Here is a 24,377-nt window from a genome sequence, read left to right as displayed (position 1 = left end):
CCAACTCATAGAGTGACATGCCAGGTTCGACCCGAGGAAAGGTTGTGGATATGCGGCAGAGGCAGCGGCGGAGCGGGGGCCGGAGCAGCGCCTTCACCCCACGTCAGATCAGTGTGAAGCTGGCGATACCTCTGGTGGGGGAGATCTCCGGAGTGTGGGAGCCCGGCGACGCCGAGCAGGACGCCGCGTGGGAGTTGTACGTCGAACTGGCCACGCGCATCTCCGTGGTCGAACTCGGCGAGGACGAAGGTCTGCTGCGGGAGGCGCTCTCGTCCCTGTACACGGTCTTCGGTACGACGCGGGAGATCCTGCGGCGTTACGGCCCCGCGGTCGCGCCCAGGGTCCCGGCGGGGCAGGTGACCTTCGGAGCGCTGGCGGTCACGGTGCTCAACCACTGTGTCCGGCCCCTGCTCAGCAAGTGGCATCCGCTGCTCACGGCGCACGAGAGCCTGCGCCCGGAGCATGTCGACCCGGTGTCGCACGAACGGCGCTGGGCGCGCTCGGCCGAGCTACGGGAGGAGATCGAGCGGGTGCGCGGGGTGATGCTGGCCCTGGCCGACGCCCTGAACGAGGTGGCGGGAGTCGGCGACCTCATCGCCGTACGGCTTCCGGCGCAGCCCTCCGACGCGGCCGAGCCCTCCGCGCCGTAAACCGGTGTCGGGAGACGCCCCTTGGGCCGTCTTCCGGCCGTCGGCCGACCGGGCCGGCCATGGCCTTCACACACCTTTTGGTGAGTACCCCACAAATTAGTCGGTACTTGTGAAGGCATTTCCGGGCTCCGAGAATGGATAACGCCACTTCGGCACCTCTTCCACTTCATTTCTCCAGGAGCACCCCCATGTCTGCCGACCCTGCCGCGAAGCCCGCCGTCTCCGTTCTCGGCCTCGGAATGATGGGCTCGGCCCTCGCCTCGGCCTTCCTGAAGGCCGGGCACCCGGTCACCGTCTGGAACCGTACGGCCGCGAAGACCGGTCCGCTGGCCGCCCAGGGCGCGATCCCCGCGCCGACACCGGCGGACGCGGTGGCCGCGAGTGAGCTGCTGGTCCTCTGCCTGATGGTGAACGACCAGGTCCGGGAGGTGCTGGAGCCGGTGGCCGACGGCCTCGCCGGGCGTACGGTCGTCAATCTCACCAACGGGACCCCGGCGCAGGGCAGGGCGCTGGCCGAGTGGGCGGAGGAGCACGGCGCCCGGTATCTCGACGGCGGGATCATGGCGGTCCCGCAGATGATCGCCGGGCCGGACGCCTTCGTCTACTACAGCGGCGACCGGGACGCCTTCGAGAAGTACGAGGAGACCTTCCGGGCCCTCGGCGGAGCGCGGTTCGCCGGTACGGACGCCGGGCTCGCCGCCCTCAACGACTTCGCCCTGCTGATCGGGATGTACGGCCAGAGCATGGGCATCTGGCATGCCTTCGCCCTGGTCCGCTCGGCGGGAATCCCGGCGAAGGAGTTCGCCGAGCCGCTCCGGCTGTGGCTGGAGGCCATGGCCCACTCGGTCACGGACTTCGCCGAGGCGCTGGACTCCGGCGACCATCTCACCGACGTCTCCAGCCTCGCCGTCAACGAGGCCGCCCTGCCCAATCTGCTGGGCACCCTGACCGAGCAGGGCATCACCGGGGAATTCTTCGCCCCGATGGAGGCGCTGATCCGCCGGGCGGTGGCCGACGGCCACGGCGCGGACGGCCTCTCCCGCCTCGCCGAGATACTGACGCCGCGCACCTGACGAGGCCCGCCCAGTCCCCAACAGGGCTTTCTCCAGGGCCCTTTCATATTGGTCTATACCTTGACGCGAGCGGGCCGGGCCGTTCAGTGTGGGTCACGAACCCCCACACCACGGCCGCCCCCGGAGACCCCCCACGAGCCCCCACGCTCACCTCCACGAGCGGCCGTTGAAGCACGGAGGAGGAACACGTGCTCGTTCAGCGCACCCAGCGCCGGCTCAAGGCGCTCGTCGTGGCCGTCGCCGCGACCGCCGGACTCGCGGCCATCGGTCTCGTCCCCACCAACGCGTCCGCCGCGCCCGCCGCGCCCTCGGTCACCTCCGCCACCACGGCGGACGACTGCGCCAACGCGCCCGACTGGCGCCAGGGCACGTATTACCCGGTCGGCGCCATCGTCAAGTACCGCGACGGCAAGTACTACATCGCGGAGCACGCCAACCCGGGCTACGACCCCACCGTCAGCACCTGGTTCTGGAACCCCCACACCTGCGGCGGCGGCGAGGGCCCCGGCCCCGGCAACCCGGGTGACTTCGTGGTCTCCGAGGCCCAGTTCAACCAGATGTTCCCGAACCGGAACCCCTTCTACACCTACACCGGCCTGAAGGCCGCGCTCGCCGCCTACCCCGGCTTCGCCAACACCGGCGGCGAGACGATCAAGAAGCAGGAGGCCGCGGCCTTCCTCGCCAACATCAGCCACGAGACCGGCGGGCTGGTCCACATCGTCGAGTCGAACCAGGCGAACTACCCGCACTACTGCGACCGCAACCAGCCCTACGGCTGCCCGGCCGGCCAGGCCGCCTACTACGGCCGCGGCCCGATCCAGCTCAGCTGGAACTTCAACTACAAGGCCGCCGGTGACGCCCTCGGCATCGACCTGCTGAACAACCCGTCGCTGGTCCAGAACGACGCGGCCGTCGCCTGGAAGACGGCGCTCTGGTACTGGAACACCCAGTCCGGCCCGGGCACGATGACCGGCCACAACGCGATGGTCAACCAGGCCGGCTTCGGCCAGACGATCTGGTCCATCAACGGCTCACTGGAGTGCAACGGCGGCAACCCGGCCCAGGTCCAGAGCCGGGTGAACAACTACACCCGCTTCACCCAGCTCCTGGGCGTCCCCACCGGCGCCAACCTGTACTGCTGACCTGAGAAACGCCCGGCCGGGGGAGGCGCGATCCGCGCCTCCCCCGCGCCATTCCCCCACCGCGGCCCCTCAGGCAGCCGCCGGGCCGAGCCGTGCGGCCACCAGGGCGAGCCACCCGGAGACCGCGTACGGAGCCGGGGCACCGGCCTCCATCCCCGACTCGGCGACGCCGAACGCGTACTCCCCCTCCCCCGGCCTCAGGGCCAGCGGCTCGCGGAGTCGGCGAATGCGGAAGCGGCTGGGATATCCACCCTGCCCGACCCGCCCGACTCGTCCCGTAACCGCTGGGTCAACTCCGCGTCGGCAGCCCCATATGCTTGTCGATGCTGTGCCCGCCGTACAGCTCTGCCTCCGTCGCGAGGCCGATACTGTACTTGTAGGGCCCCGGGCTCTCCGGCCGCTGCCAGCCGTGTTCCTTCTTGAAGTCGTTGAGGGTGCGCGCGCCGTACGCCTCCGTCCTCGCCGCCTCGGCCCGGAACGTCGGCGCGCCGAGTATCGCCTCGTCCAGCTCGATCTCCAGCGCCTTCAGCCGCCCCGCGGCGTCGCTGAACGCCTGGTGGTACTTCTCGACCGCCGCGTCCGCCGCCGCCCTGTCGGTACTGAAGCCGTCCGCCGCCGCCTTCGCGGCCTTCGCCGCGGCCTCCCAGGCCGAGGCCATGTTCCTGAACTCGTCGTCCCTGGCCCCGGGGGTGATCTCATGCATCTTTCCCAGCCGGAGGCCGTGTTCGATGGCGGGCCGGATCACATCGGCGAGGAAGTCGGGGATCTCGCCGAGGGCGCCGGAGATGGCCCGGGAGTCGGCGTCCTCACCGGTGCCGGACCACTTGATGTCGTTGACCGGGCCGTACCCGGGCGGGTTCTGGATGACGGCCGGCAACGGCTGCCCGCCCGGGCCGCACATATTGCGCGCCCGGTATTCGGCCTGGGTGTACTTGTCCAGTACGCCGACGGGCGCCGTGGCGCCCTTGTCGTCGTCGAATTGTCCGTCGCGCACCACGAACGCCGTGTAGTAGAGATGCCGCGGCTCCACATCGAAACCGCCCCCGGCCGATTTGGGGGAGCGCGTCCGGGCGGCTTCCCTCTCCTCTCGGCGGCTCCTCGTCCGTGGGCCGGGGCTCGGCCATCAGGCACCGCCCCAGCCGCTTGAGACCGCGCGATGCGCGGCGGCGTAACCTTCGTGGCCGTTGGTCACGACCTCGTGCAGCCACTTCTGGGCCGCTTCCAGCTCCCGCGCGGAGCGGTCCCACTTGTCGAGTTCGCAGAGGAACGCGTCACGGGCCTCGCCCTGCCAGGAGGCGACGACCGGTACGAGGCGCGTAGAGAGCTCGTCCAGCTTCCCGTTGAGCCGCCTGAGGATGTCGTCGAGTTCGGTGGTCAGATGTTCCAGCGTCTCGCCAAGGTGTCGAGTTCCACCGCGGTGAACCCGTCCCGGCTCATCCGTACGGCCTGTTCGAGGCGCCCCATGACTTCGCGGATCCGGACGGCGTCCTCGGCGACCGAGGGGTGGAGTCGGCGGTACCGGGTGGCGGCGGTTCCCCGCCCGCCCCCCTCGATCGCGTCCACGACGAGGTCCATGCGGCAGACCTGCCGGGTCAGGTGGTCCTGCATGGCGTCGAGGCCATCGGCCTGCTTCGTGAGGTCCCCGTCCTCGGCCGCCAGGTTCTTCCGGTCCATCACGCCCCCCGTTCCGCGCCGCTCCGAACAGCTCGTCCACCACCTCTTCCGATTCGGCCTGGCCATAGTCAATTCCCGTACGCCCATGGCCTGTTGGCCAAACAGATCGTGTCCGGCGGCGACCCGGCAAAAGCGCCGCGCCCAGCCCCTCACCCCCGGAACGACGCCGCGTTCTCCCGCACCCACTCCTCGAACGTCCGCCCCGGCCGGCCTGTGACGATCTCCGCGGAGTCCGGGGAGTAGAGGTCGCCCCAGTCGGTGGTCTCCTCGTCCTCCTGGTCCGTCCCCGCACCGTCGTAGTCGGCGTAGCCGAGCAGGAAGTCGGCGCTCGCGGCGGCGAATCCGCCCTGGGCGAGATAGCGCTCCCGCAGCTCCGCCGGGGGGACGATCAGGACCTTGACCTCCTCGCCCAGCACCCGGGCGATGATCGCGACCTGTTCCCGTACGGTCAGCGGCGCGGGACCGTCGAAGGTGTACGCCTTCCCCGTGTGCCCGTCCTCCGTCAGGGCGGCGACGATCGCGTCGGCGACGTCCGCCGGGTGGACGGGTGACATGGGGGTGTCGGCGTCGATGTCGCGGACGACCCGCTCCTCGCGGATCGACGGACCCCACAGCTCCAGCTTGTTCCCGGCGAACTCGCCGGGGCGGATGAAGGTCCATTCCAGGCCCGATGCGGCCACGGCCTGCTCCACCGGGAGATGGAAGGTGGTGTCGTAGCCGGAGGTGACCGCCGCCGACGAGAGCACCACGATCCGCCGTACGCCCGCCGCCTTCGCCCGGGCCACCACGTCCGCCGCCCCGTCGGCGTGCGGGAAGAGCACCATCCGGCCGACGCCCTTCAGTGCCTCGGTCAGGCTCTCCGGGTCCTCCAGGTCGCCGGTGACCACCTCGGCGCCGTCGAAGAGGCCGGCCGCCCTGGCGGGGTCTCGGGTCAGGGCCCGGACCCGGGCTCCCCGGGCGGTCAGTTCGCGGACCACCCGCCGTCCGATGGTCCCCGTCGCACCGGTCACCAGGTACGTCGCAGTCGTCGCCGTGTCCGTCGCGTTCATCGTGTCCCCTCCGCCGTTCCGGTCGCGCACGGGCACACATTCGTACACCGTACGCAGTATTCATTCGGAGAGTACACCGTACGCACTTATTACGCGGTGACCCCCGGCGGCACCGGGGCGCAACGCACCGGCCGGACCACCGGGGGCCACCGGAAACCACGAGAAGAACGCGAAAGAACGCGAAAGAACGCGGAAGACAGCAGAAGGTCGCGAAAGACCTCAGAGTTTGTGCGCGACCTCCGTCGCCCAGTAGGTGAGGATCATCTTCGCCCCGGCCCTGCGGATACCGGTCAGCGTCTCCATGATCGCCTTGTCCCGGTCCAGCCAGCCCTTCTCGGCCGCCGCCTCGACCATCGCGTACTCACCGCTGATCTGGTACGCCGCCACCGGCACGTCCACCGCGTCCGCGATCTTCGCCAGTACGTCGAGATAGGGCCCGGCGGGCTTGACCATCACCATGTCCGCGCCCTCCTCCAGATCGAGGGCGAGCTCGCGCAGCGACTCGCGGACGTTCGCCGGGTCCTGCTGGTACGTCTTGCGGTCGCCGCGCAGCGACGAGCCGATCGCCTCCCGGAACGGGCCGTAGAACGCCGACGAGTACTTGGCGGTGTACGCCAGGATCGCCACGTCCTCCTTGCCGATGGTGTCCAGCGCGTCGCGGATCACCCCGACCTGACCGTCCATCATCCCGCTCGGGCCCACCACATGGACGCCCGCGTCGGCCTGGACCTGGGCCATCTCCGCGTACCGCTCCAGGGTGGCGTCGTTGTCCACCCGGCCGTCGGCGTCCAGCACCCCGCAGTGCCCGTGGTCCGTGTACTCGTCGAGACAGAGGTCCGACATGATCACCAGATCGTCGCCGACCTCGGCCCGGACGTCCCGGATCGCGACCTGGAGGATCCCGTCCGGATCGGTCCCGGCCGTCCCCGCCGCGTCCTTCTTGGCGTCGTCCGGCACCCCGAACAGCATGATCCCGGAGACCCCGGCGGCCCGCGCCTCCACGGCGGCCTTCCGCAGCGTGTCCCGGGTGTGCTGGACGACCCCCGGCATCGCCTTGATCGGCACCGGCTCGGTGATGCCCTCCCGGACGAAGGCCGGAAGGATCAGATCCGAGGGGTGCAGCCGGGTCTCCGCGACCATCCCGCGCAGCGCCGGGGTGGTCCGCAGCCGCCGCGGCCGGGACCCGGGGAAGGAACCGTACGTAGTCATGGTCCCCACGCTACGCCCCCGCCGGGAGCCCCCATGACGCCAGTCCCGGGACGCCGCCGCCCCGGACTCCGGCGCCCGCCCCGCAGCCCGCCCCGCCGTCGGCCCGGCCGTCAGCTCAGCGCCTTCCGCAGATGCGCGGTGATCCCGATCTCGGAGACGTTCTTCGCCAGTTCGAAGTTCACCCAGGCGGCGACCTCGGCGAGGGTGAGCGTCGCGCCCCCGAACAACGGATGCCCGTCGGTCCGCCCCGTACCGTCGAGATCCGCGTCGGAGAGCGCCGAAAGCTCCGTACGCCACTCGTCCCGCAGCCCCCGCAGCCATCCGGCCGACGCCTCGGCGCTCCCCGGCCAGACGATCTCCTCGCGGGCCGGCACCTCCCCGCCGAAGCAGTGCCGGAGGGTGATCGTCCACCAGTAGCCGATATGCCAGGAGAGCCAGCCGATGGTCAGCGTCGGGACCGGATCGGGTTCGGTCTCGGCGAAGTCGGCGACCCACCGCCCGGCGCCGTCGGGCCGTACGCTCCACGCCCCCGCCACGGGCTCCCAGAGGCAGTCCTCGTCGCCGATCCGCTCCGCGTGGTGCTCGAACAGGGCCCAGATCATGTCGAGCTGACCGGTGAGCAGGGCGGAGCGCGGCGAGGCGGCGGGGGTCGTCATGGCCGGAGGCTCGCACCCGGTCCTTGCCCGCGGCAACGGATTTGATTGAACGGGACCGGGGGGCGTGCTTACATGGCGGGGTGCCCCGGCCCCGCTGACGTAGGGTCAGTTCCGCGTCCGGGTACGGCTCGCGTCCCCATCCGTACGACACGGAGGCGATCATGGCCGTCTTCCACGAAGGAACGACCTTTCAGGGATCCGCCGACTATCCGATCGGCATGGATCCGGGCTGGGTGACCGTCAGCTTCTCGGTACGGAACGAGATGATGCCGCCCTCCACCCCGCAGATCACCCCGCTGGAGATCGCGAACGCCCTGAACACCCTGGTCCAGTCGAAGGGCTATCCGAGGATCGTCTTCAGCGCTCCCCCCGTCGCGGCGCCGCTCAACCCCTGACCCGTGACGCGCGCGTGCCCGGTGGGGAATCCCCCACCGGGCACGTCGTACGTGTCATGGAGACGTACGTGTCATGGCGACCGGACCGCGTCAGGTCGTCGTACGCCGCCGCCGTCCGCCCGGCCGCCGCTCGCTCGGCCGGGTCACATGCTCGCCCGCCTCGACGGCCGCCGCCCGGCGCCCCCGGCCGAACTCGGCCAGGGCCTCCGCCAGCCGCAGCACCGAAGGCTCGGGCGACAGTACGTCGACCCGGAGCCCGTGCTCCTCCGCCGTCTTCGCGGTGGCCGGACCGATACAGGCGATCACGGTCACGTTGTGCGGCTTCCCGGCGATCCCGACCAGGTTGCGGACCGTGGACGACGAGGTGAAGAGCACCGCGTCGAAGCCGCCGCCCTTGATCGCCTCCCGGGTCTCGGCCGGCGGCGGCGAGGCGCGCACGGTCCGGTAGGCCGTGACGTCGTCCACCTCCCAGCCCAGTTCGATCAGCCCGGCGACCAGCGTCTCCGTGGCGATGTCCGCCCGCGGCAGGAACACCCGGTCGATCGGGTCGAAGACCGGGTCGTACGGCGGCCAGTCCTCCAGCAGACCCGCGGCCGACTGCTCGCCGCTGGGCACCAGATCGGGCTTCACACCGAAGTCGACCAGCGCCTTCGCGGTCTGCTCGCCGACCGCCGCGACCTTGATCCCGGCGAAGGCGCGGGCGTCGAGACCGTACTCCTCGAACTTCTCCCGGACCGCCTTGACCGCGTTCACCGAGGTGAAGGCGATCCACTCGTAACGCCCGGTGACCAGGCCCTTGACCGCCCGCTCCATCTGCTGCGGGGTGCGCGGCGGCTCCACCGCGATCGTCGGCACCTCGTGCGGCACCGCGCCGTAGGAACGGAGCTGGTCGGAGAGGGACGCCGCCTGCTCCTTGGTCCGCGGTACGAGCACCTTCCAGCCGAACAGCGGCTTGGACTCGAACCAGGCGAGCTGGTCGCGCTGCGCCGGGGCGCTGCGCTCGCCGACGACCGCTATCACCGGCCGGTGGCCGTCCGGCGACGGCAGGATCTTGCCCTGCTTGAAGACCTGGGCGATGGTGCCCAGCGTCGCCGTCCAGGTCCGCTGCCTGGTCGTGGTCCCGGCGACGGTCACCGTCAGCGGGGTGTCGGGCTTGCGGCCCGCCGCGACCAGTTCGCCCGCCGCCGAGGCGACCGCGTCCAGCGTCGTGGAGACCACGACCGTGCCGTCGCTGGCGCCGACCTCGGTCCAGCAGCGGTCGCTCGCGGTCCGGGCGTCGACGAACCGGACGTCGGTGCCCTGCGCGTCCCGCAGCGGCACCCCGGCGTACGCGGGCACCCCCACGGCCGTCGCGATGCCGGGCACGACCTCGAACGGAATGCCCTCCGCCGCGCAGGCCAGCATCTCCTGACCGGCGTCGGCGTCCAGCCCCGGATCGCCGCTCACCGCACGCACGACCCGCCTGCCGGACCGCGCGGCCTCCATGACAAGATTGACCGCATCCCTGAGTACGGGGATTCCGGCGGCTGTTGACGCATCGTCGACGACCGTCAGCTCAGGCGTGCTGACGCCCGCCCGCGCATGGCCGCGAACCACGTCGAGCACTTCCGGCTCGGCGATCAGGACCTCGGCTCCCGCGAGTGCCTCGACAGCCCGCAAGGTCAGCAGCCCGGGATCACCGGGTCCGGCGCCGAGGAAAGTGACGTGCCCGTTAGCCGAGTCGTACGCCGTGGACGGGTTGGTGGTGGGGCTCAAGACGCTCGCTCCCCCATAAGACCGGCCGCACCCTTGGCGAGCATCTCGGACGCGAGTTCGCGACCGAGCGCGATGGCGTCGCCGTGCGACGTGGGTACGGGACCGGTGGTGGACAGCTGCACCAGCGTCGCGCCGTCGATCGTGCCGACGACGCCCCGCAGGCGCATTTCGTTGACATCCTGGCCGTCGCCCAACAGGTCGGCGAGCGCGCCCACGGGTGCGCTGCAGCCGGCCTCCAGGGCGGCGAGCAGGGATCGCTCGGCCGTCACGGCGACCCGGGTGTCCGGGTCGTCGAGCTCGGCCAGCTGGGCGATCAGCGCCGCGTCGTCCGCGGCGCACTCGATCGCCAGTGCCCCCTGGCCGGGGGCGGGCAGCACGAAGTCGACCGAGAGGAAATCGGTCACCTCGGCGCTTCTGCCCATACGGTTCAGCCCGGCCGCGGCGAGTACCACCGCGTCCAGCTCACCGCTGCGCACATATCCGATCCGGGTGTCTACGTTCCCCCGGATCGGTACGGTCTCTATGCGGGTGTGGTGCGCCCGCGCGTACGCGTTCAACTGGGCGGCCCGGCGCGGCGAGCCGGTACCGATCCTGGCGCCCTCGGGCAGCCGGTCGAAGGTCAGCCCGTCCCGGGCCACCAGTACGTCCCGCGGGTCCTCCCGCTTCGGGATCGCCGCCAGCGCCAGCTCGGCGGGCTGCGCCGTCGGAAGGTCCTTGAGCGAGTGAACCGCGAAGTCCACCTCGCCCGCGGCCAGCGCCTCACGGAGCGCGGCGACGAAGACGCCGGTACCGCCGATCTGCGCCAGGTGCTCGCGGGAGACATCGCCGTACGTCGTGATCTCGACCAGCTCGACGGAGCGGCCGGTGACCGCTTCCACCGCCCGCGCCACCTGCCCGGACTGGGCCATGGCGAGCTTGCTCCGCCTGGTCCCGAGCCGCAGTGCCCTCTCGGTCATGATCGTCCTCGGTTCTCGGCGTCGGTGTCGCGGTCGTTCACATCGGCCCGGCTGACGGACGCCACGGTCTCCGGGTCGAGGTCGAAAAGGGTGCGCAGCGCGTCCGCGTACCCGGCGCCGCCGGGCTCGCTGGCCAGCTGCTTCACCCGGACCGTCGGCGCGTGCAACAGCTTGTCGACCACGCGGTGGACGGTCTGGCGGATCTCTCCGCGCTGCTTGTCGTCGAGGCCGATCAGCCGGCCGTCGAGCCGGGCCATCTCCCCGGCGACGACATCGGCGGCCATGGTCCGCAGGGCGACCACCGTGGGGGTGATCCGGGCCGCGCGCTGGGCCGCGCCGAACGCCGCGACCTCGGCCGCCACCAGGGCGCGTACCTGGTCGACGTCGGCGGCCATGGGCGCGTCGGCGGACGCCTCGGCGAGCGTTTCGATGTCGACCAGCCGGGCGCCGGGGACCCGGTGCACGGCATGGTCGATGTCACGGGGCATGGCCAGGTCGAGCAGGGCCATGCGGACGGTGCCCCGGGCGGTCTCGGCGGTCCGTACGGGCTGCCGTACGGCCGGTACGGAACTGCCCGCGTTCTCCACCCAGACGCCGTGCTGAACCGGGTCACCGGCGGTGCCGGTATGCGTGTCGTCCAGGCCGACCGGGCAGCCGCCGTCGGCCGGTTCGCGTTCGGCGGGGGCGGCGGTACGGCCGCCCCGGTCGCGGACCCGGCCGTCGCGGCCCGCGGTCTCGGCGAGCCGGGCGACCAGGCTGCCGTCGGGGGCGCGCTTGCCGCCCTCGGCGACGGCGGCACCCGCCAGTACGGCGGAGGCGCCCTCGGGCACGGCGAGCGCGTCGGCGACGGCGTCGGCGGTGAGGACGAGCCCGGTCGCGCCGGTACAGGAGACCACCGCGGATGCACGTGTCAGTTCGTCGGTCACCGCCGACATCGGCACGGCCCGTACGGCGGTTGTGCCCGTACCGGCCTCGGCCAGCGACGCCGCCAGCCGCTCGGCCCGGTCGAGCGTGCGGTTGGCGATGACGAGTTCGCGTACGCCGAGCCGGGCGAGGGTGGTCGCCGCCAGCGACGACATCGAACCGGCGCCGATCACCAGGGCCCGCTTGTCGGCGGCCCACTCGGTCACGTCCGCGCCGTCGGCGAGCTGCTCCAGACCAAAGCTGACCAGGGACTGTCCGGCCCGGTCGATCCCGGTCTCGCTGTGGGCGCGCTTGCCGACCCGCAGCGCCTGCTGGAACAGGTCGTTGATCAGCCGTCCGGCGGTGTGCTGCTCCTGGCCGCGGGCGAGGGCGTCCTTGATCTGGCCGAGGATCTGCCCCTCGCCGACCACCATGGAGTCCAGTCCGCAGGCCACCGAGAAGAGATGGTGGACGGCCCGGTCCTCGTAGTGGACGTAGAGATAGGGGGTCAGCTCTTCCAGCCCGACCCCGCTGTGCCGGGCGAGCAGGGTGGACAGCTCGGCGACGCCCGCGTGGAACTTGTCCACGTCCGCGTAGAGCTCGATCCGGTTGCAGGTCGCCAGTACGGCCGCCTCGGCGGCGGGCTCGGCGGTCAGTACGTCCTGCGCCAGCTTGATCTGCGCGTCCGCGGAGAGCGACGCGCGCTCCAGCACGCTCACCGGCGCGCTGCGGTGGCTCAGTCCGACGACCAGAAGGCTCATGCCGGCATCACGGCGGGCATGTCCCCGTCAGGTCCCTTGCGTCCGGCGGCGGAGCCGTCCCGGACGGTCGCGGGGGCGCTGCCGGAAGCGGCGGCACCCTCCGTCACGGCGGCGGGCACATCGCCGCTGTCACCCGCCTTCCGCTGCTCGTGGAAGGCGAGGATCTGGAGCTCGATCGACAGGTCGACCTTGCGCACGTCGACACCGTCCGGGACGGTCAGCACGGTCGGCGCGAAGTTCAGGATGGAGGTCACCCCGGCGGCCACCAGCCGGTCGCAGACCTGCTGCGCGGCACCGGCGGGCGTGGCGATCACACCGATCGACACCCCGTTCTCCGTGATGATCTTCTCCAGCTCGTCGGTGTGCTGGACGGCGATCCCGGCGACCGGCTTCCCGGCCATCGCCGGATCCGCGTCGATCAGCGCCGCGACCCGGAAGCCGCGGGAGGCGAATCCGCCGTAGTTGGCGAGCGCCGCGCCGAGGTTACCGATACCGACGATGACCACGGGCCAGTCCTGGGTCAGCCCCAGCTCGCGGGAGATCTGGTAGACGAGGTACTCCACGTCGTACCCGACGCCGCGGGTGCCGTAGGAGCCGAGGTACGAGAAGTCCTTCCGCAGCTTCGCGGAGTTGACCCCGGCCGCCGCGGCCAGTTCCTCGGAGGAGACCGTGGGCACGGACCGCTCGGAGAGCGCGGTCAGCGCCCGCAGGTACAGCGGAAGCCGGGCGACGGTGGCCTCGGGGATTCCTCGGCTACGGGTCGCCGGTCGGTGATTTCGGCCAGTTGCCACGGTGCTCCTGCGGGATGAGCGAAGCTCTAGGCGGCCGTGTGTCCCAAGACCGCCCCGTCGACAGCAGGCTATGTCTTTGTGAACGCGTGCACAAAGATTGTGTCCGTTTTGTCCAGTCAAAGTGATCGGGGTCACGCGCCTGGATCCCGTAAACATGGAACCCCGCACCACCTCGCGCCGTTCCACCTCCGAAGGGGCCACCACGCCCCACACTCCTCCCACGCCCCCCGAGCCCCCTCCACTCTGCCTCTCCCCCCTCCTCCCCGGATACCCCCCTGCACCCGCGAGCCCTCACAGGCGCGGCACCGGAAAGAGCATCCAGGGGCCCCTTCATCGCAAGGCCGGCCAGGAGGACATCCCCCTCCCCGAGGACGGGCCCGGGGAACCGCACGACCAGCCACGGGCGGTCCGCACTCGAAACCCCTCCGCCGGAGGCACTGCCTCCCCCCGGAGAGACACCCCCTTCCGGAGGGCGACCAGAAGGGCAACCAGGGGCGCGGGGAACCGCGCGACCAGCCGGCCACGGCCCGCGGACCGCTGACGACATCAGGCCGCCGGGCGCGGCACGGCACGGCACGGCACGGCAACAGGAACCCCAGCGGAGCGCCCCGTCACCCCTCCAGAGCGCGCCGCAGGCGCCCCGCGTCCACTTTCCAGAACGTGTGCCGCTCCCCGTCCACCAGTACCACCGGAATCTGCTCCCAGTACTCCCGGTGCAACGCCTCGTCGACGGTGATGTCCTTCTCCTCCCATGACGCCCCGGTCTCGGCGCATACCGCTTCGACGACCGTCCGCGCGTCGTCGCAGAGGTGACATCCGGGCTTGCCGATCAGCGTGACCACCCGGTCACGCGCCGCCTTCTTCTTGTTGCGCCGCAGCAGAGGACTCATGGCCCCATTCTCCGCCGGACCCCGGCGACGGAACCGCCGCCCCACCCCGTAACGGGAACGCGCCGAAGAGTTCACCCCGCCGCATACCGGCGGGTAGGGATCCCCGGAACGGACTGGCTATGCTCGCGGTATGGCCGCACGTGGATGGCTCACCCCCCGACGGCGCTCCGCGACCGCGCGCAGCGTGCTCGCAGGCGAGGCCGCGGCCGAGGCCGCGCGCAAGGCGACCCGTGACCTGGACGAACCCCATCCGGAGACCGATCTCGCCACGCCCGAAACGCCCGGACGGCCCGATGAGCCCGACGAGGACTTCCCGGTCCCCGGCGACATCCGCGCCGCCGCGTTCTTCGATCTCGACAACACCGTGATGCAGGGCGCCGCCCTCTTCCACTTCGGCCGCGGCCTCTACAAGCGGAAGTTCTTCCAGCGCCGGGAGCTGGCCCGGTTCGCCTGGCAGCAGACCTGGTTCCGGCTGGCGGGGGTCGAGGACCCCGAGCACATGCAGGACGTACGGGAGTCGGCGCTCTCGATCGTCCAGGGCCACCGCGTCTCCGAGCTGATGAGCATCGGCGAGGAGATCTACGACGAGTACATGGCCGACCGCATCTGGCCGGGCACCCGCGCCCTCGCCCAGGCCCATCTCGACGCGGGCCAGAAGGTGTGGCTGGTGACGGCCGCCCCGGTGGAGACCGCCACGATCATCGCCCGCCGGCTCGGTCTCACCGGCGCGCTCGGCACGGTCGCCGAGTCCGTCGACGGCGTCTATACCGGCAAGCTCGTCGGCGAACCGCTGCACGGCCCGGCGAAGGCGGAGGCCGTCCGGGCCCTGGCCGCCGCCGAGGGGCTGGACCTCGCGCGCTGCGCCGCGTACAGCGATTCGCACAACGACATTCCGATGCTCTCGCTCGTAGGACATCCATACGCGATCAATCCGGACACCAAGCTGCGCAAACACGCACGTGAACGCGACTGGCGGCTGCGCGACTACCGGACCGGCCGGAAGGCCGCGAAGGTCGGCATCCCGGCCGCCGCCGGAGTGGGCGCGCTCGCGGGCGGTACGGCCGCGGCCGTCGCCCTGCACCGCCGCCGCCGCTGACCGGCACCCGCCCCGTTCCGGCACCGCCCCGGCTCCGCGGACCCCGCCGGGCCGAACACGGTTACGACGGCTCCTCCCCGCGCAGCACCCCACCCGACCGAAAACGAACGTTTCCGATCAACAAGTGGTCAGTTTCAGGACCACTTTGTGTCGTCGAGGGGTAACAGAAGCGACGGAAACGATGATTTGAGCAACTGGGTGTAGCACTGCCTGTACGAAGCGTTATTCTCCTCAGACGCATACGAGACCCGCCCATCGCCACGACGGGTGAACGGTCCCGCACTGCACGTGATGGAAGCTCTGCCTCTGGGAGTCCCGTGTACCCACACGTCGGGGTTGACGCCTCGGGCCTGGCTACGCTCCGCGCGACGGTTCTTGAACATCTGCGCGGGCTCGTCCCCACCGCGTACGCCGTCCCCGCCCTCGCCGCCCTGCCCCGCCTCACCACCGCCGGCGGCCCCGCCGCCCCCTGCTACGCCCTCGCCGACGGCTACAACGAGGGCCCGGCGCGCAGCGCCGTCGTCGAGGGGAGGCGGTCCGGCGGGGGCCGTGCGGTCGCCAGACGCAACAGCCGGACCGGCAGCGGCGCGTCCACCGCGCCGACCACCCCGGCCGCCGCGTCCGCCTCCTCCTCTACGTCCGCCGCATCGTCTGCGTCTTCTGCGTCTTCTGCGGTGCGCCGCCCCAGCGCCGACAGCGACAGCGCCCGCATGATGGAGCTGGTCGAACGCGCCCAGGCCGGTGAGGCCGACGCCTTCGGCCGGCTGTACGACCAGTACAGCGACACCGTGTACCGCTATATCTACTACCGGGTCGGCGGCAAGGCGACCGCCGAGGACCTCACCAGTGAGACGTTCCTGCGCGCCCTGCGCCGGATCTCCACCTTCACCTGGCAGGGCCGTGACTTCGGCGCCTGGCTGGTGACGATCGCCCGCAATCTGGTCGCCGACCACTTCAAGTCCTCCCGGTTCCGGCTGGAGGTCACCACCGGCGAGATGCTCGACGCCAACGAGGTCGAGCGCAGCCCGGAGGACTCGGTCCTGGAATCGCTCTCCAACGCGGCCCTGCTGGAGGCCGTCCGCAAGCTCAACCCGCAGCAGCAGGAGTGCGTCACGCTACGGTTCCTGCAAGGTCTCTCGGTCGCCGAGACCGCGCGGGTGATGGGCAAGAACGAGGGGGCGATCAAGACCCTCCAGTACCGTGCCGTACGGACCCTCGCCCGGCTGCTGCCGGAGGACGCCCGCTGAACCCCGGGGCCCCACCCCCGCCGCACGGCCGCGCACCGCCCGTACGACCCGTACCGCCCGTCCCGCCGGCTCCGAGAGCCCGGAGCGTACGAACCCGTACCACCGGCACCACCCCGCACCAGCAGCTCCACCCGCTCCACCCCGCCGAAAAGCCCGGTTCCACCCACCCCCCGCCGTCCCCCGACCCCGACATACCCCTCGGTGACGCCACGATGACGCACTGGTCCGATCATCTTTCGCGCGTAACCCAAGTGCCGCGCCGCTCGTTGTGCGAGATGCAGGCTCCCTGTGGTCACGCCCTGCCCGCAGCCACTCACTCGATCGTGGTAATGCGCGTAGATCGTGCAACCCTCCAGACACCCAGGGGAGTCGATCGTCATGACGAGAGGAGGTGCCGCCAGTGATCGCGAACGTTTCGGCGCACCGGCGGGCGAACGCCTTCGCCCAGGCCCTGGAAGATCAGGCGGCCTCGCAGCGACCCGAAGAGGGCGCGGACCCGACCGCGGACGCCCCGGGCCGCCCCGGCGAACCGGGCGTATCGGCCGCCGCCGCGGCTCCCGCGGCGCAACGGCCCGAGCAGGCACGGATGCTGGCCCTGGCGACCGGCCTCGGCGAGCTGCCGAGACCCGAGCTGGACCCCGAGGTCAAGGTGGTTCAGCGGGCTCAACTGGTGGCCGCGATGGAGGCCATGTTCCTGGAAGGGACCGCGGGCGCCGCGGGCCCGGCCGACCCGGAGTCCGCGGGCCCTACGGTGCCCGAGCAGCGGAAGCCCGGCCGGCATCGGGCCTCCCCGTTCCGGCGGCTGCGGCCCCGCTCCCGCTGGTCCAAGGGCCTGGCGGCCGGCGGCCTGACGGTCGGCGTGGCCGCGGGCGCCTTCGGCGGGGTGGCGGCGGCGAGTTCCGACGCCCTCCCCGGTGATTCGCTGTACGGGCTGAAGCGCGGCATGGAGGACATCCGGCTCGGCATGACCGACGGCGACACCGACCGCGGCGAGCTCTACCTCGACCAGGCGTCCACCCGGCTGAACGAGGCCAGGCGGCTGATGGAGCGGGCCCGCTCCGGCTCGATGGACCACGAGTCCATCGGCGAGGTCCGCCGCGCGCTCAACGGCATGCGCCACGACGTCGGCGAGGGCCACCGCCTGCTGCACGCGGCGTACGAGCGGGACGGGTCCCTCGGCCCGATCCGGAAGCTGGACTCCTTCTCCCGCTCCCACCGGGACACCTGGAACGGACTGCGCGAGCGGCTCCCGGTCCAGCTCACCGATGTCGGCGCCGAGGTGGACAACGTCTTCGACGCCATGGAGCAGGAGGTCCTGCCGCTCCAGTCGCTGCTGCCCTCTCCCCCGGAGCAGGGCAGCGGCTCCGAGCGCCCCGGCACCGTCGCGCCCCGGCAGTCGGGGGCCGACCGGCCCGCCGACGGCGGTCGTACGACCCCGGCCGCGTCCGACGCCCCGGCGGACCCCCGCTCCGGCGGCGAACCCCGCCCCTCGGACACCGGCTCCGGCAGCAGCACCCCGAAGCAGGACCAGGGGCTGCTGGGCGGTGCGGGCGATCTGCTCGACCCGGCGCCGCAGACCTCGCCGACTCCGGCGGAGGGCCCGGCTTCGGCGCCGAAGCCCGATATCACCATCCCGCCGCTGCTGCCCGGCCTCCTCCCCGGCCTCGGACTGAGCGCGGAAGAAGACCGCTGACGGCGGTCGGCAAAGGCACAGGGGGTGGATCCGTTCCCGGGTCCACCCCCTGTGTCGTGTCCTGCCCTCGTCAGAAGAAGACGGACCGCCGCTGCACCAGCAGCTTGTAGAGCGTGTGCTGGATCTGCTCCCGGACCTGATCGGTCAGATTGAACATCAGCATCGGGTCCTCCGCCGCCTCCGGCGGATAGCCGTCGGTCGGGATCGGCTCCCCGAACTGGATCGTCCACTTCGTCGGCAGCGGTACCGCGCCCAACGGTCCGAGCAGCGGAAACGTCGGAGTGACCGGGAAGTACGGCAGCCCCAGCAGCCGGGCCAGCGTCTTGGCGTTCCCGACCATCGGATAGATCTCCTCGGCGCCCACGATCGAGCAGGGCACGATCGGCGCCCCCGCCCGCAGCGCCGTCGAGACGAAGCCGCCCCGCCCGAACCGCTGGAGCTTGTACCGCTCGCCGAACGGCTTCCCGAGCCCCTTGAACCCCTCCGGCATCACCCCGACGACCTCGCCCCGGTTCAGCAGCGTCTCCGCGTCCTCCGCGCAGGCCAGGGTGTGCCCGGCCTTGCGGGCGAGTTCGTTGACGACCGGCAGCATGAAGACGAGATCGGCGGCGAGCAGCCGCAGATGCCGCCCCGCCGGATGGTGGTCGTGCACGGCGACCTGCATCATCAGCCCGTCGAGCGGCAGCGTCCCGGAGTGGTTGGCGACGACCAGCGCGCCGCCCTCGGCGGGGATGTTCTCGATCCCCTTCACCTCGACCCGGAAGTAGGAGTCGTAGAGCGGCCGGAGCAGCGACATCAGTACCTGGTCGGTGAGTTCCCGGTCGTAGCCGAACTCGTCGACCTCGTAATCCCCGGTCACCCGGCGCCGCAGAAACGCGAGACCGCTCGCCAGCCGCCGCTCCCAGCCACCGCCCTCCCCGGCCCGGTCGCCGTCCTCCGGCCACTCGGTCTTCCCGGGCCCGTCGGCCGGTTCCGGCCCCCGCGCGGAGGCGTCCCCGGCACCGGACACTCCGGACGTCTGCCCCGGTACGGGCACCGCCCGGACCTTGGCACCGTCCCGGGCCGCCGGTACGTCCCCCGGCTCGGGTACGGCGTCCCCGGCCGCCGCGGGCTCGGCCCGGCGACGCGCGGCGGCACCGCCCGGCCCACCGCTCCCGGCGCCGGGCGCGCGCCGCCGCCCGGCCCGCGGCGCACTGCCGCGCGCCCGGTCGTCGTCGAAGGGAATGACCTTCGCGTCCGCCATCGTCGGTACGCTCCTTATCCGGATCCGGTGCCCGTCACCCGGCGTCGCTACGAGTCGGAACGGCCCGCCCGCCGTCCGAAGGGGTGGCGTCGGCCGCGGAGTCCGCGCCCAGCGCCCGTGCCACCCGGTCCACCGCCCGTGCCGCCCGCTCGGGCGGCAGCGGTCCGGCCCCGCGCGCCCGCGCGAAGTCGGCGAAGGTCTCGGGGGTGCTGTACCGGGGGGTGAAGCCCAGCGTCTCCCGCATCTGCCGGGTACTGACCACCCGCCCGTGCGTCAGCAGCCGGATCTGTTCGGGCGAGAAGTCCGTGACCCCCACGGTACGCAACGCGGAGCCGACCCAGGTGACGGCGGGCAGCGGTACCGGCAGCGTCGGCCGCCCCAGCCGCCGCGCGCACTGCGACAGCAGCAGCACCCCGTCCCCGGCGATATTGAAGGTCCCGCTGTTGAGGGTGGCCCGGGCGGGCTCGTGGAGCGCCAGCCGCAGCACGCCGATCACATCGTCCTCGTGGACGAACTGGAGCCGGGGGTCGTAGCCGAAGACCGTCGGCAGCACCGGCAGGGCGAAGAACTCGGCCAGCGGGGAGTCCGCCGTCGGCCCGAGGATATTGGCGAACCGCAGCACGCAGACCGCCACATCGGGGCGGCGCCGGGCGAAGCCGCGGACATACCCCTCGACCTCGACGGCGTCCTTCGCGAAGCCGCCGCTGGGCAGCGACTTGGGCGGGGTGGTCTCGGTGAAGACCGCCGGGTCGCGGGGCGCGGAGCCGTAGACGCTCGTACTGGACTTCACCACGAGCCGCCGGACCGTGGGCGACTTCTGGCAGGCGCCGAGGAGCTGCATGGTGCCGATGACATTGGTCTCCTTGACGGAGGCCCGGCCGCCCGCGCCCAGCGGGGTGCCGGTGACATCGAGATGGACCACCGTGTCCACCCCGTACTCGGCCAGGATCCGGCCTATCACCGGCTGCCGGATATCGGCCCGGACGAATTCGGTGCCGCCCAGGTCGTGCCCGGACTCCACCGCGTCCACCCCGATCACCCGGTCGACGCCGGGGTCCTCGCCGACGCGCCGTACGAGACGGGCGCCGAGCTGCCGGGCGACACCGGTGACGAGCACGACCTTCCCCAAGACCAGCGCCTTCCCTCGGCCCCGACCGCCGGCACCCGGCGGTCTCGAACATGCTGTGAACGGATTCAAACGCCACGGTAGCGGCTCGGCGTTACCAGGTGATGTCCCGGCGGCCCGCTTTTCCCCCGAGATGGGGGCCTCGGGACTCCGGCGGCTTTCCGGCCGGGAATGCGCCGTGGCCCCTCCACCCGGGGGTGGAGGGGCCACGGTCGTACGTACGACACGTACAGCTGTCGTTGTCGCCTTACTTCTTGTTACGACGCTGAACGCGGGTGCGCTTGAGCAGCTTGCGGTGCTTCTTCTTGGCCATCCGCTTGCGCCGCTTCTTGATAACAGAGCCCACGACTACCCTCGCTCACTTCTTCTCACTCGGTGCGGGGCGTCTGGGCCCACACGACCTACGTCGGCCTAGCCTACCCGCCCGAGCTCGGAGCTTGTAATCCGAGGGTCGCCGCGCTTCCGGCCCGGCCCACCCGCGTCCGGAACTCAAGCGGATTCCACCCCCACGAAGGACTCGCGGAGATACTCGTGCACCGCTTGCTCCGGAACCCGGAAGGACCTCCCCACCCGGATCGCCGGCAGATGCCCGCTGTGCACCAAGCGGTACACAGTCATCTTCGACACCCGCATCACCGAGGCGACTTCCGCCACGGTAAGGAACTTGACCTCGTTGAGAGGCCTCTCGCTGCCAGCAGCCATGACCCACCTGTACCTTCCGCACACGACGCTCACCGGCTTCCCCTCCGGTGACTCTTCGTCGCTGTGCGCTCACTCCCCAGACTAGGGGCGCGTGGTACGAGTGGGGAAGAGGAGCAGCCATCGGCCGCCTACTGTGACAGACAGGCGCGTTTGAGTACATAGCGCATGAGCGGCCGGTACCGATCGGGCGGAGCCGAGTCCTCCAGCGGTACGGCCACGGCGATCCGGCCCTCCGCCTCGCCGACGAATACGGCGGGATCGTCGGCATCGGCCGGGCCGATGGCCGAAAAACCCAGCTGACCAGCCCCGCAGACCCATCCGTGGTCCCCCACCACCAGCTCGGGCAGGGGCCGTCCGGCCGCCGCCAGACCCTCCAGGGCGAGCCGTAACGGCAGCGGTGAATGGGTGTGTGCGCCGGTGCCGTCCGACGCGCCCCGTGCGCCGCCTCCCCGCACCAGCGCGACCCCCTGTACGTACGCCAGCGTGCCCGTACGTACGCCGAACCGGGTCGTTATGTCGACACTTCGGCCCTGCGCGGGTGTGAGAACGAGACAGCCCGCCGCCGACAAAGCGTCTGCGAGTCCGCCGTAAAACCCCAGCAGCCGGTGCGGATGCCCGGTACCCAGCAGTACGGGCCCCCGCCGGTCCGCCACCTCCGCCAGCCGCTCCGCGAAGGCGTCCAGGGCGTCCAGGGTCCGTCCGGGATCGATGACTTCGGGCCCCGACACCCGGCCGGGATCCAGCGGGACCCCGCACCGGTCGGCCATCAGCGCCATCACGTCCCGCTCGTCCCAGCGCCGTTCGGGATCGAGTCCGAGGGTGGCCCGGGGGTCGCGGGCCGCGAACATCCGGTAGCGGCGCAGCGACCGCTCCCGGGTGGTGGACACCTCCCCGGCGAGCCCGGCCGCCACCAGATGCGCCCGCAGCGCCGTACGATCCGCCCGACTCACCGCCACAGGGCCGATGCTGCCGCAGCAGGGACCACCGGCGGGCGGATTCCCCCGGCCGTACCGCGTTCGGCCCAACAGGGCCCGTACAACTGCCGTGTCGGCCCGTACGGCCGCCGACCGTACGGACCCGGCGGTGGTTTTACGCGCCGAGCCCGCTCGCGGCCGCTCTCGGGTTCGAACGCATCCGACAGGGCCGCCCGGCTCCGGCTCCGGTTACGCGAGCAGCCCCCGCAGCGGGTAGACCGACCGCCGGGTCGCGAGCACCGCCTGGTCGAGCCGGTCGGCGGGGTCGTACCCCTCGCCCCAATCCCGCCACCGGGGCGACCGCCCGTCCGTCATCCGGCGCGGCCCCGGCTGCCGGGTCAGCGCGTACACCTGGTCACGCCACTCCGCGGGCACCTCGGCGGCCGGGTCGACGGGCGCGTGCGCGGCGATCCCCACGAGGTGGGTCCACGAACGGGGTACGACGTCGACGACGGCGTACCCGCCACCGCCGAGCGCCAGCCACCGCCCGTCCTCCGTGTACTCGTGCGCCAGCCGGTGGCAGGACTCCTGCACCAGCCGCTGGGCGTCCAGCGACACCGCCAGATGCGCCAGCGGATCCTCGAAGTGGGTGTCCGCCCCGTGCTGCGTCACCAGTACTTGCGGCCGGAAGTCCGCCAGCAGCTCCGGCACCACCGAGTGGAACGCCCGCAGCCACCCCTCGTCGCCCGTCCCCGGCGGCAGCGCCACATTGACCGCACCGCCCTCCGCGACGCCCCCGGCCCCGGTCTCCTCCGGCCAGCCGGTCCCCGGGAACAACGTCCGGGGATGCTCGTGCAGGGAGATCGTCAGCACCCGGGGATCGCCCCAGAAGGCCGTCTGCACACCGTCACCGTGGTGGACGTCGACATCGACGTACGCGACCCGCTCGGCCCCCAGCTCCAGCAGCCGGGCGATCGCCAGCGACGCGTCGTTGTAGATGCAGAACCCGGCCGCCGAGCCCGGCATCGCGTGGTGCAGGCCGCCCGCGAAGTTCACCGCGTGCGCGGTGTCCCCGCGCCACAGGGCCTCCGCCGCCGCCACGGACTGCCCGGCGATCAGCGCCGACGCCTCGTGCATCCCGGCGAAGGCGGGATCGTCCACCGTCCCGAGGCCGTACGCCTGGTCGGCGGCGCGCGGATCGGCCGAAGCGGCCCGTACGGCGGCCACGTAGTCCTCCCGGTGCACGAGCCGCAGCGTCGAGTCCCCGGCGGGCTTCGCGGCGACGACGTCCACGGCCCGGTCGAGCCCGAAGGCCCGGACGAGCCCCATGGTCAGCGCCAGCCGCACCGGGTCCATCGGGTGCTCGTCCCCGAAGTCGTACGCCGTCAGCGCCTCGTCCCACATCAGCATTCCCCGGCCGCTCATGACCGCCACCGTATCCGGCCCGCCGGCCGCCACCGAGCGGCCGGGGACGTTTCACGCCCGGCCGATCAGCCCCGGCAGCTCCTTCATCGAACCGAAGTACCCGCAGGCGCCGACGAGTGCGTCGGCCGGGGTCATCGCGGTGAACCCGTAGACATCCATCCCGGCCGCCACCGCGGCCCGTACGCCGAGCGCACTGTCCTCCACCACCACGCACCGCCCGGGCGCGACACCCATCCGCTCGGCCGCGTGCAGAAAGAGGTCCGGCGCGGGCTTCCCCCGGCCCACGTCCTGCGCGCTGAAGACGATCTCGTCCCGGAACCACCGGTCGAGACCGGTCAGCCGGTGCCCGAACCGGATCCGCTGATGGCTCCCGGACGACGCCAGGCAGTACGGTACCCCCGCCTCGACCAGGCCCTCCAGGACCTCCGTCACCCCCTCGACGGGCTTCAGCTCGCGCTCGAAGGCGGCGAACGTCCGGGCGTGCAGCGTCTCGTCGAAGTCCTCGGGCAGCAGTTGCCCCGACCGCTCCTTCACCAGGTCGTGGACCCGGTGCACGGCGGCACCCATGTAGTCCCGCAACGAGTCCTCGTACGACGTCGGATGCCCCAGCTCGGTCAGATACGAGGCGAGTACGGTGTTGGCCACCGGCTCGCTGTCGACGAGAACGCCGTCATTGTCGAAGATCACCAAGTCGTAGCTCATGCCCCCCACCCTAGGAAACCGGCCGGGGCCGTTACGCCTGCTAGGGCCACCGATCCGGATCGGCCCCTTCGGTGATCCAGCAAAAGGTGTTATCGCTTCGAGGGTCAGTTCCGGGTCCCGGCAGCCGGGGATCAGCAGGCATTCGTGCCCGGCGGGATGCCCGGGTCGGTGTCCATGGGCCGGAGTAAAGCACCGAGGACCGACAACGCCGGGGAAATGCAGAAAGGGCTCTGGCCCCGAGACATTACTGTCTCCAGGGGCCAGAGCCCTCACTGACTAAAGATTGTTCGGCGGCGTCCTACTCTCCCACAGGGTCCCCCCTGCA

At 71.7% G+C, this 24,377-nt stretch carries 25 protein-coding genes; 7 read left to right on the top strand and 18 right to left on the bottom strand.

Annotated elements, in window-relative coordinates:
* The first annotated feature begins 50 nt into the window (after positions 1 to 50).
* From ABZ714_RS07970 to ABZ714_RS07960, 3 genes are all read left to right on the top strand, one after another.
* Complete coding sequence (locus ABZ714_RS07970; RefSeq protein WP_358824294.1) at positions 51 to 650, top strand: hypothetical protein; 600 nt, start codon at positions 51 to 53, stop codon at positions 648 to 650.
* A 188-nt stretch (positions 651 to 838) separates the two neighbouring features.
* Positions 839 to 1,723 (top strand): NAD(P)-binding domain-containing protein, encoded by an 885-nt coding sequence (locus ABZ714_RS07965; protein ID WP_358824293.1) that lies wholly within the window; start codon positions 839 to 841, stop codon positions 1,721 to 1,723.
* 188 nt (positions 1,724 to 1,911) lie between these two features.
* Positions 1,912 to 2,865 carry a chitinase gene (locus ABZ714_RS07960; RefSeq protein ID WP_358824292.1) on the top strand — a complete coding sequence of 318 codons (954 nt, stop codon included), beginning with the start codon at positions 1,912 to 1,914 and terminating at the stop codon, positions 2,863 to 2,865.
* A 289-nt stretch (positions 2,866 to 3,154) separates the two neighbouring features.
* Here the strand turns inward: ABZ714_RS07960 and ABZ714_RS07955 are convergent, their stop codons facing one another.
* The 6 genes from ABZ714_RS07955 to ABZ714_RS07930 all read right to left on the bottom strand — a co-directional run bounded on the left by ABZ714_RS07955 (position 3,155) and on the right by ABZ714_RS07930 (position 7,453).
* Positions 3,155 to 3,895, bottom strand: a complete 741-nt coding sequence (locus tag ABZ714_RS07955; RefSeq protein WP_358824291.1) for a hypothetical protein — start codon at positions 3,893 to 3,895, stop codon at positions 3,155 to 3,157.
* A gap of 93 nt (positions 3,896 to 3,988) precedes the next feature.
* Positions 3,989 to 4,198, bottom strand: coding sequence for a hypothetical protein (locus ABZ714_RS07950; protein ID WP_358824437.1), 210 nt, complete (start codon positions 4,196 to 4,198; stop codon positions 3,989 to 3,991).
* A gap of 41 nt (positions 4,199 to 4,239) precedes the next feature.
* Entirely contained in the window at positions 4,240 to 4,539 is a 300-nt protein-coding gene (locus ABZ714_RS07945; RefSeq protein ID WP_358824448.1) for a WXG100 family type VII secretion target, read from the bottom strand.
* 149 nt (positions 4,540 to 4,688) lie between these two features.
* Positions 4,689 to 5,588, bottom strand: a complete 900-nt coding sequence (locus ABZ714_RS07940) for an NAD(P)H-binding protein (RefSeq protein WP_358824290.1) — start codon at positions 5,586 to 5,588, stop codon at positions 4,689 to 4,691.
* Between the two features lie 219 nt (positions 5,589 to 5,807).
* Entirely contained in the window at positions 5,808 to 6,797 is a 990-nt protein-coding gene (gene hemB / locus ABZ714_RS07935; RefSeq protein ID WP_358824289.1) for a porphobilinogen synthase, read from the bottom strand.
* A gap of 110 nt (positions 6,798 to 6,907) precedes the next feature.
* A complete protein-coding gene (locus ABZ714_RS07930) occupies positions 6,908 to 7,453 on the bottom strand; it encodes a DinB family protein (protein ID WP_358824288.1) in 546 nt (181 codons plus the stop codon).
* Between the two features lie 161 nt (positions 7,454 to 7,614).
* Between ABZ714_RS07930 and ABZ714_RS07925 the strand changes: the two genes are divergently transcribed.
* Positions 7,615 to 7,848 (top strand): hypothetical protein, encoded by a 234-nt coding sequence (locus ABZ714_RS07925; RefSeq protein WP_358824287.1) that lies wholly within the window; start codon positions 7,615 to 7,617, stop codon positions 7,846 to 7,848.
* A gap of 90 nt (positions 7,849 to 7,938) precedes the next feature.
* Here the strand turns inward: ABZ714_RS07925 and ABZ714_RS07920 are convergent, their stop codons facing one another.
* The 5 genes from ABZ714_RS07920 to ABZ714_RS07900 form a co-directional block, all read right to left on the bottom strand.
* On the bottom strand, positions 7,939 to 9,603 hold the full coding sequence (locus ABZ714_RS07920; protein ID WP_358824286.1) for a bifunctional uroporphyrinogen-III C-methyltransferase/uroporphyrinogen-III synthase: 1,665 nt from the start codon (positions 9,601 to 9,603) through the stop codon (positions 7,939 to 7,941).
* Entirely contained in the window at positions 9,600 to 10,559 is a 960-nt protein-coding gene (hemC, locus tag ABZ714_RS07915) for a hydroxymethylbilane synthase (protein ID WP_358824285.1), read from the bottom strand. The genes ABZ714_RS07920 and hemC overlap by 4 nt, the downstream gene beginning before the upstream one ends.
* Positions 10,556 to 12,223 carry a glutamyl-tRNA reductase gene (locus tag ABZ714_RS07910; RefSeq protein ID WP_358824284.1) on the bottom strand — a complete coding sequence of 556 codons (1,668 nt, stop codon included), beginning with the start codon at positions 12,221 to 12,223 and terminating at the stop codon, positions 10,556 to 10,558. Before ABZ714_RS07910 ends, hemC begins: the two co-directional genes overlap by 4 nt.
* Positions 12,220 to 13,014, bottom strand: coding sequence for a redox-sensing transcriptional repressor Rex (locus ABZ714_RS07905; RefSeq protein ID WP_358824283.1), 795 nt, complete (start codon positions 13,012 to 13,014; stop codon positions 12,220 to 12,222). Before ABZ714_RS07905 ends, ABZ714_RS07910 begins: the two co-directional genes overlap by 4 nt.
* Before the next feature lie 611 nt (positions 13,015 to 13,625).
* Positions 13,626 to 13,904, bottom strand: a complete 279-nt coding sequence (locus ABZ714_RS07900; RefSeq protein ID WP_358824282.1) for a glutaredoxin family protein — start codon at positions 13,902 to 13,904, stop codon at positions 13,626 to 13,628.
* Between the two features lie 130 nt (positions 13,905 to 14,034).
* On the opposite strand from ABZ714_RS07900, the gene ABZ714_RS07895 reads away from it, so the two are divergent.
* The 3 genes from ABZ714_RS07895 to ABZ714_RS07885 all read left to right on the top strand — a co-directional run bounded on the left by ABZ714_RS07895 (position 14,035) and on the right by ABZ714_RS07885 (position 17,940).
* Positions 14,035 to 15,000 (top strand): HAD-IB family hydrolase, encoded by a 966-nt coding sequence (locus tag ABZ714_RS07895; protein ID WP_358824281.1) that lies wholly within the window; start codon positions 14,035 to 14,037, stop codon positions 14,998 to 15,000.
* A gap of 317 nt (positions 15,001 to 15,317) precedes the next feature.
* Entirely contained in the window at positions 15,318 to 16,247 is a 930-nt protein-coding gene (locus tag ABZ714_RS07890; protein ID WP_358824280.1) for an ECF subfamily RNA polymerase sigma factor, BldN family, read from the top strand.
* Between the two features lie 400 nt (positions 16,248 to 16,647).
* Positions 16,648 to 17,940, top strand: a complete 1,293-nt coding sequence (locus ABZ714_RS07885) for a DUF5667 domain-containing protein (protein ID WP_358824279.1) — start codon at positions 16,648 to 16,650, stop codon at positions 17,938 to 17,940.
* A 70-nt stretch (positions 17,941 to 18,010) separates the two neighbouring features.
* Here ABZ714_RS07885 and ABZ714_RS07880 read toward each other — a convergent pair whose 3' ends face one another.
* The 7 genes from ABZ714_RS07880 to ABZ714_RS07850 form a co-directional block, all read right to left on the bottom strand.
* Positions 18,011 to 19,183: a lysophospholipid acyltransferase family protein gene (locus ABZ714_RS07880; RefSeq protein WP_358824278.1), complete on the bottom strand. Its 1,173-nt coding sequence runs from the start codon at positions 19,181 to 19,183 to the stop codon at positions 18,011 to 18,013.
* Between the two features lie 34 nt (positions 19,184 to 19,217).
* Positions 19,218 to 20,312, bottom strand: a complete 1,095-nt coding sequence (locus ABZ714_RS07875; protein WP_358824277.1) for an NAD-dependent epimerase/dehydratase family protein — start codon at positions 20,310 to 20,312, stop codon at positions 19,218 to 19,220.
* Between the two features lie 244 nt (positions 20,313 to 20,556).
* Entirely contained in the window at positions 20,557 to 20,655 is a 99-nt protein-coding gene (locus ABZ714_RS07870; protein WP_003948845.1) for an AURKAIP1/COX24 domain-containing protein, read from the bottom strand.
* Between the two features lie 143 nt (positions 20,656 to 20,798).
* A complete protein-coding gene (locus tag ABZ714_RS07865; RefSeq protein WP_014046653.1) occupies positions 20,799 to 21,011 on the bottom strand; it encodes a helix-turn-helix domain-containing protein in 213 nt (70 codons plus the stop codon).
* Between the two features lie 128 nt (positions 21,012 to 21,139).
* A complete protein-coding gene (locus tag ABZ714_RS07860) occupies positions 21,140 to 21,961 on the bottom strand; it encodes a phosphatase (protein WP_358824276.1) in 822 nt (273 codons plus the stop codon).
* Between the two features lie 213 nt (positions 21,962 to 22,174).
* Complete coding sequence (locus ABZ714_RS07855) at positions 22,175 to 23,350, bottom strand: acetoin utilization protein AcuC (protein ID WP_358824275.1); 1,176 nt, start codon at positions 23,348 to 23,350, stop codon at positions 22,175 to 22,177.
* A 51-nt stretch (positions 23,351 to 23,401) separates the two neighbouring features.
* Positions 23,402 to 24,052, bottom strand: a complete 651-nt coding sequence (locus ABZ714_RS07850; RefSeq protein WP_358824274.1) for an HAD family hydrolase — start codon at positions 24,050 to 24,052, stop codon at positions 23,402 to 23,404.
* Positions 24,053 to 24,377 lie beyond the last annotated feature (325 nt).

Source organism: Streptomyces sp. NPDC006798 (assembly GCF_040635975.1).
Lineage (GTDB): Bacteria > Actinomycetota > Actinomycetes > Streptomycetales > Streptomycetaceae > Streptomyces.
This window is presented reverse-complemented; position numbering and strand designations above follow the sequence as displayed.

Bases quoted from the DNA above. Each gene is read 5' to 3' on its own strand.
- ABZ714_RS07880 (WP_358824278.1), bottom strand. From the start codon at position 19,183: ATGGCGGACGCGAAGGTCATTCCCTTCGACGACGACCGGGCGCGCGGC.
- ABZ714_RS07945 (WP_358824448.1), bottom strand. From the start codon at position 4,539: ATGGACCGGAAGAACCTGGCGGCCGAGGACGGGGACCTCACGAAGCAG.
- hemC (WP_358824285.1), bottom strand. From the start codon at position 10,559: ATGACCGAGAGGGCACTGCGGCTCGGGACCAGGCGGAGCAAGCTCGCC.
- hemB (WP_358824289.1), bottom strand. From the start codon at position 6,797: ATGACTACGTACGGTTCCTTCCCCGGGTCCCGGCCGCGGCGGCTGCGG.
- ABZ714_RS07865 (WP_014046653.1), bottom strand. From the start codon at position 21,011: ATGGCTGCTGGCAGCGAGAGGCCTCTCAACGAGGTCAAGTTCCTTACC.
- ABZ714_RS07900 (WP_358824282.1), bottom strand. From the start codon at position 13,904: ATGAGTCCTCTGCTGCGGCGCAACAAGAAGAAGGCGGCGCGTGACCGG.
- ABZ714_RS07895 (WP_358824281.1), top strand. From the start codon at position 14,035: ATGGCCGCACGTGGATGGCTCACCCCCCGACGGCGCTCCGCGACCGCG.
- ABZ714_RS07850 (WP_358824274.1), bottom strand. From the start codon at position 24,052: ATGAGCTACGACTTGGTGATCTTCGACAATGACGGCGTTCTCGTCGAC.
- ABZ714_RS07965 (WP_358824293.1), top strand. From the start codon at position 839: ATGTCTGCCGACCCTGCCGCGAAGCCCGCCGTCTCCGTTCTCGGCCTC.
- ABZ714_RS07940 (WP_358824290.1), bottom strand. From the start codon at position 5,588: ATGAACGCGACGGACACGGCGACGACTGCGACGTACCTGGTGACCGGT.
- ABZ714_RS07930 (WP_358824288.1), bottom strand. From the start codon at position 7,453: ATGACGACCCCCGCCGCCTCGCCGCGCTCCGCCCTGCTCACCGGTCAG.
- ABZ714_RS07910 (WP_358824284.1), bottom strand. From the start codon at position 12,223: ATGAGCCTTCTGGTCGTCGGACTGAGCCACCGCAGCGCGCCGGTGAGC.
- ABZ714_RS07855 (WP_358824275.1), bottom strand. From the start codon at position 23,350: ATGAGCGGCCGGGGAATGCTGATGTGGGACGAGGCGCTGACGGCGTAC.
- ABZ714_RS07970 (WP_358824294.1), top strand. From the start codon at position 51: ATGCGGCAGAGGCAGCGGCGGAGCGGGGGCCGGAGCAGCGCCTTCACC.
- ABZ714_RS07925 (WP_358824287.1), top strand. From the start codon at position 7,615: ATGGCCGTCTTCCACGAAGGAACGACCTTTCAGGGATCCGCCGACTAT.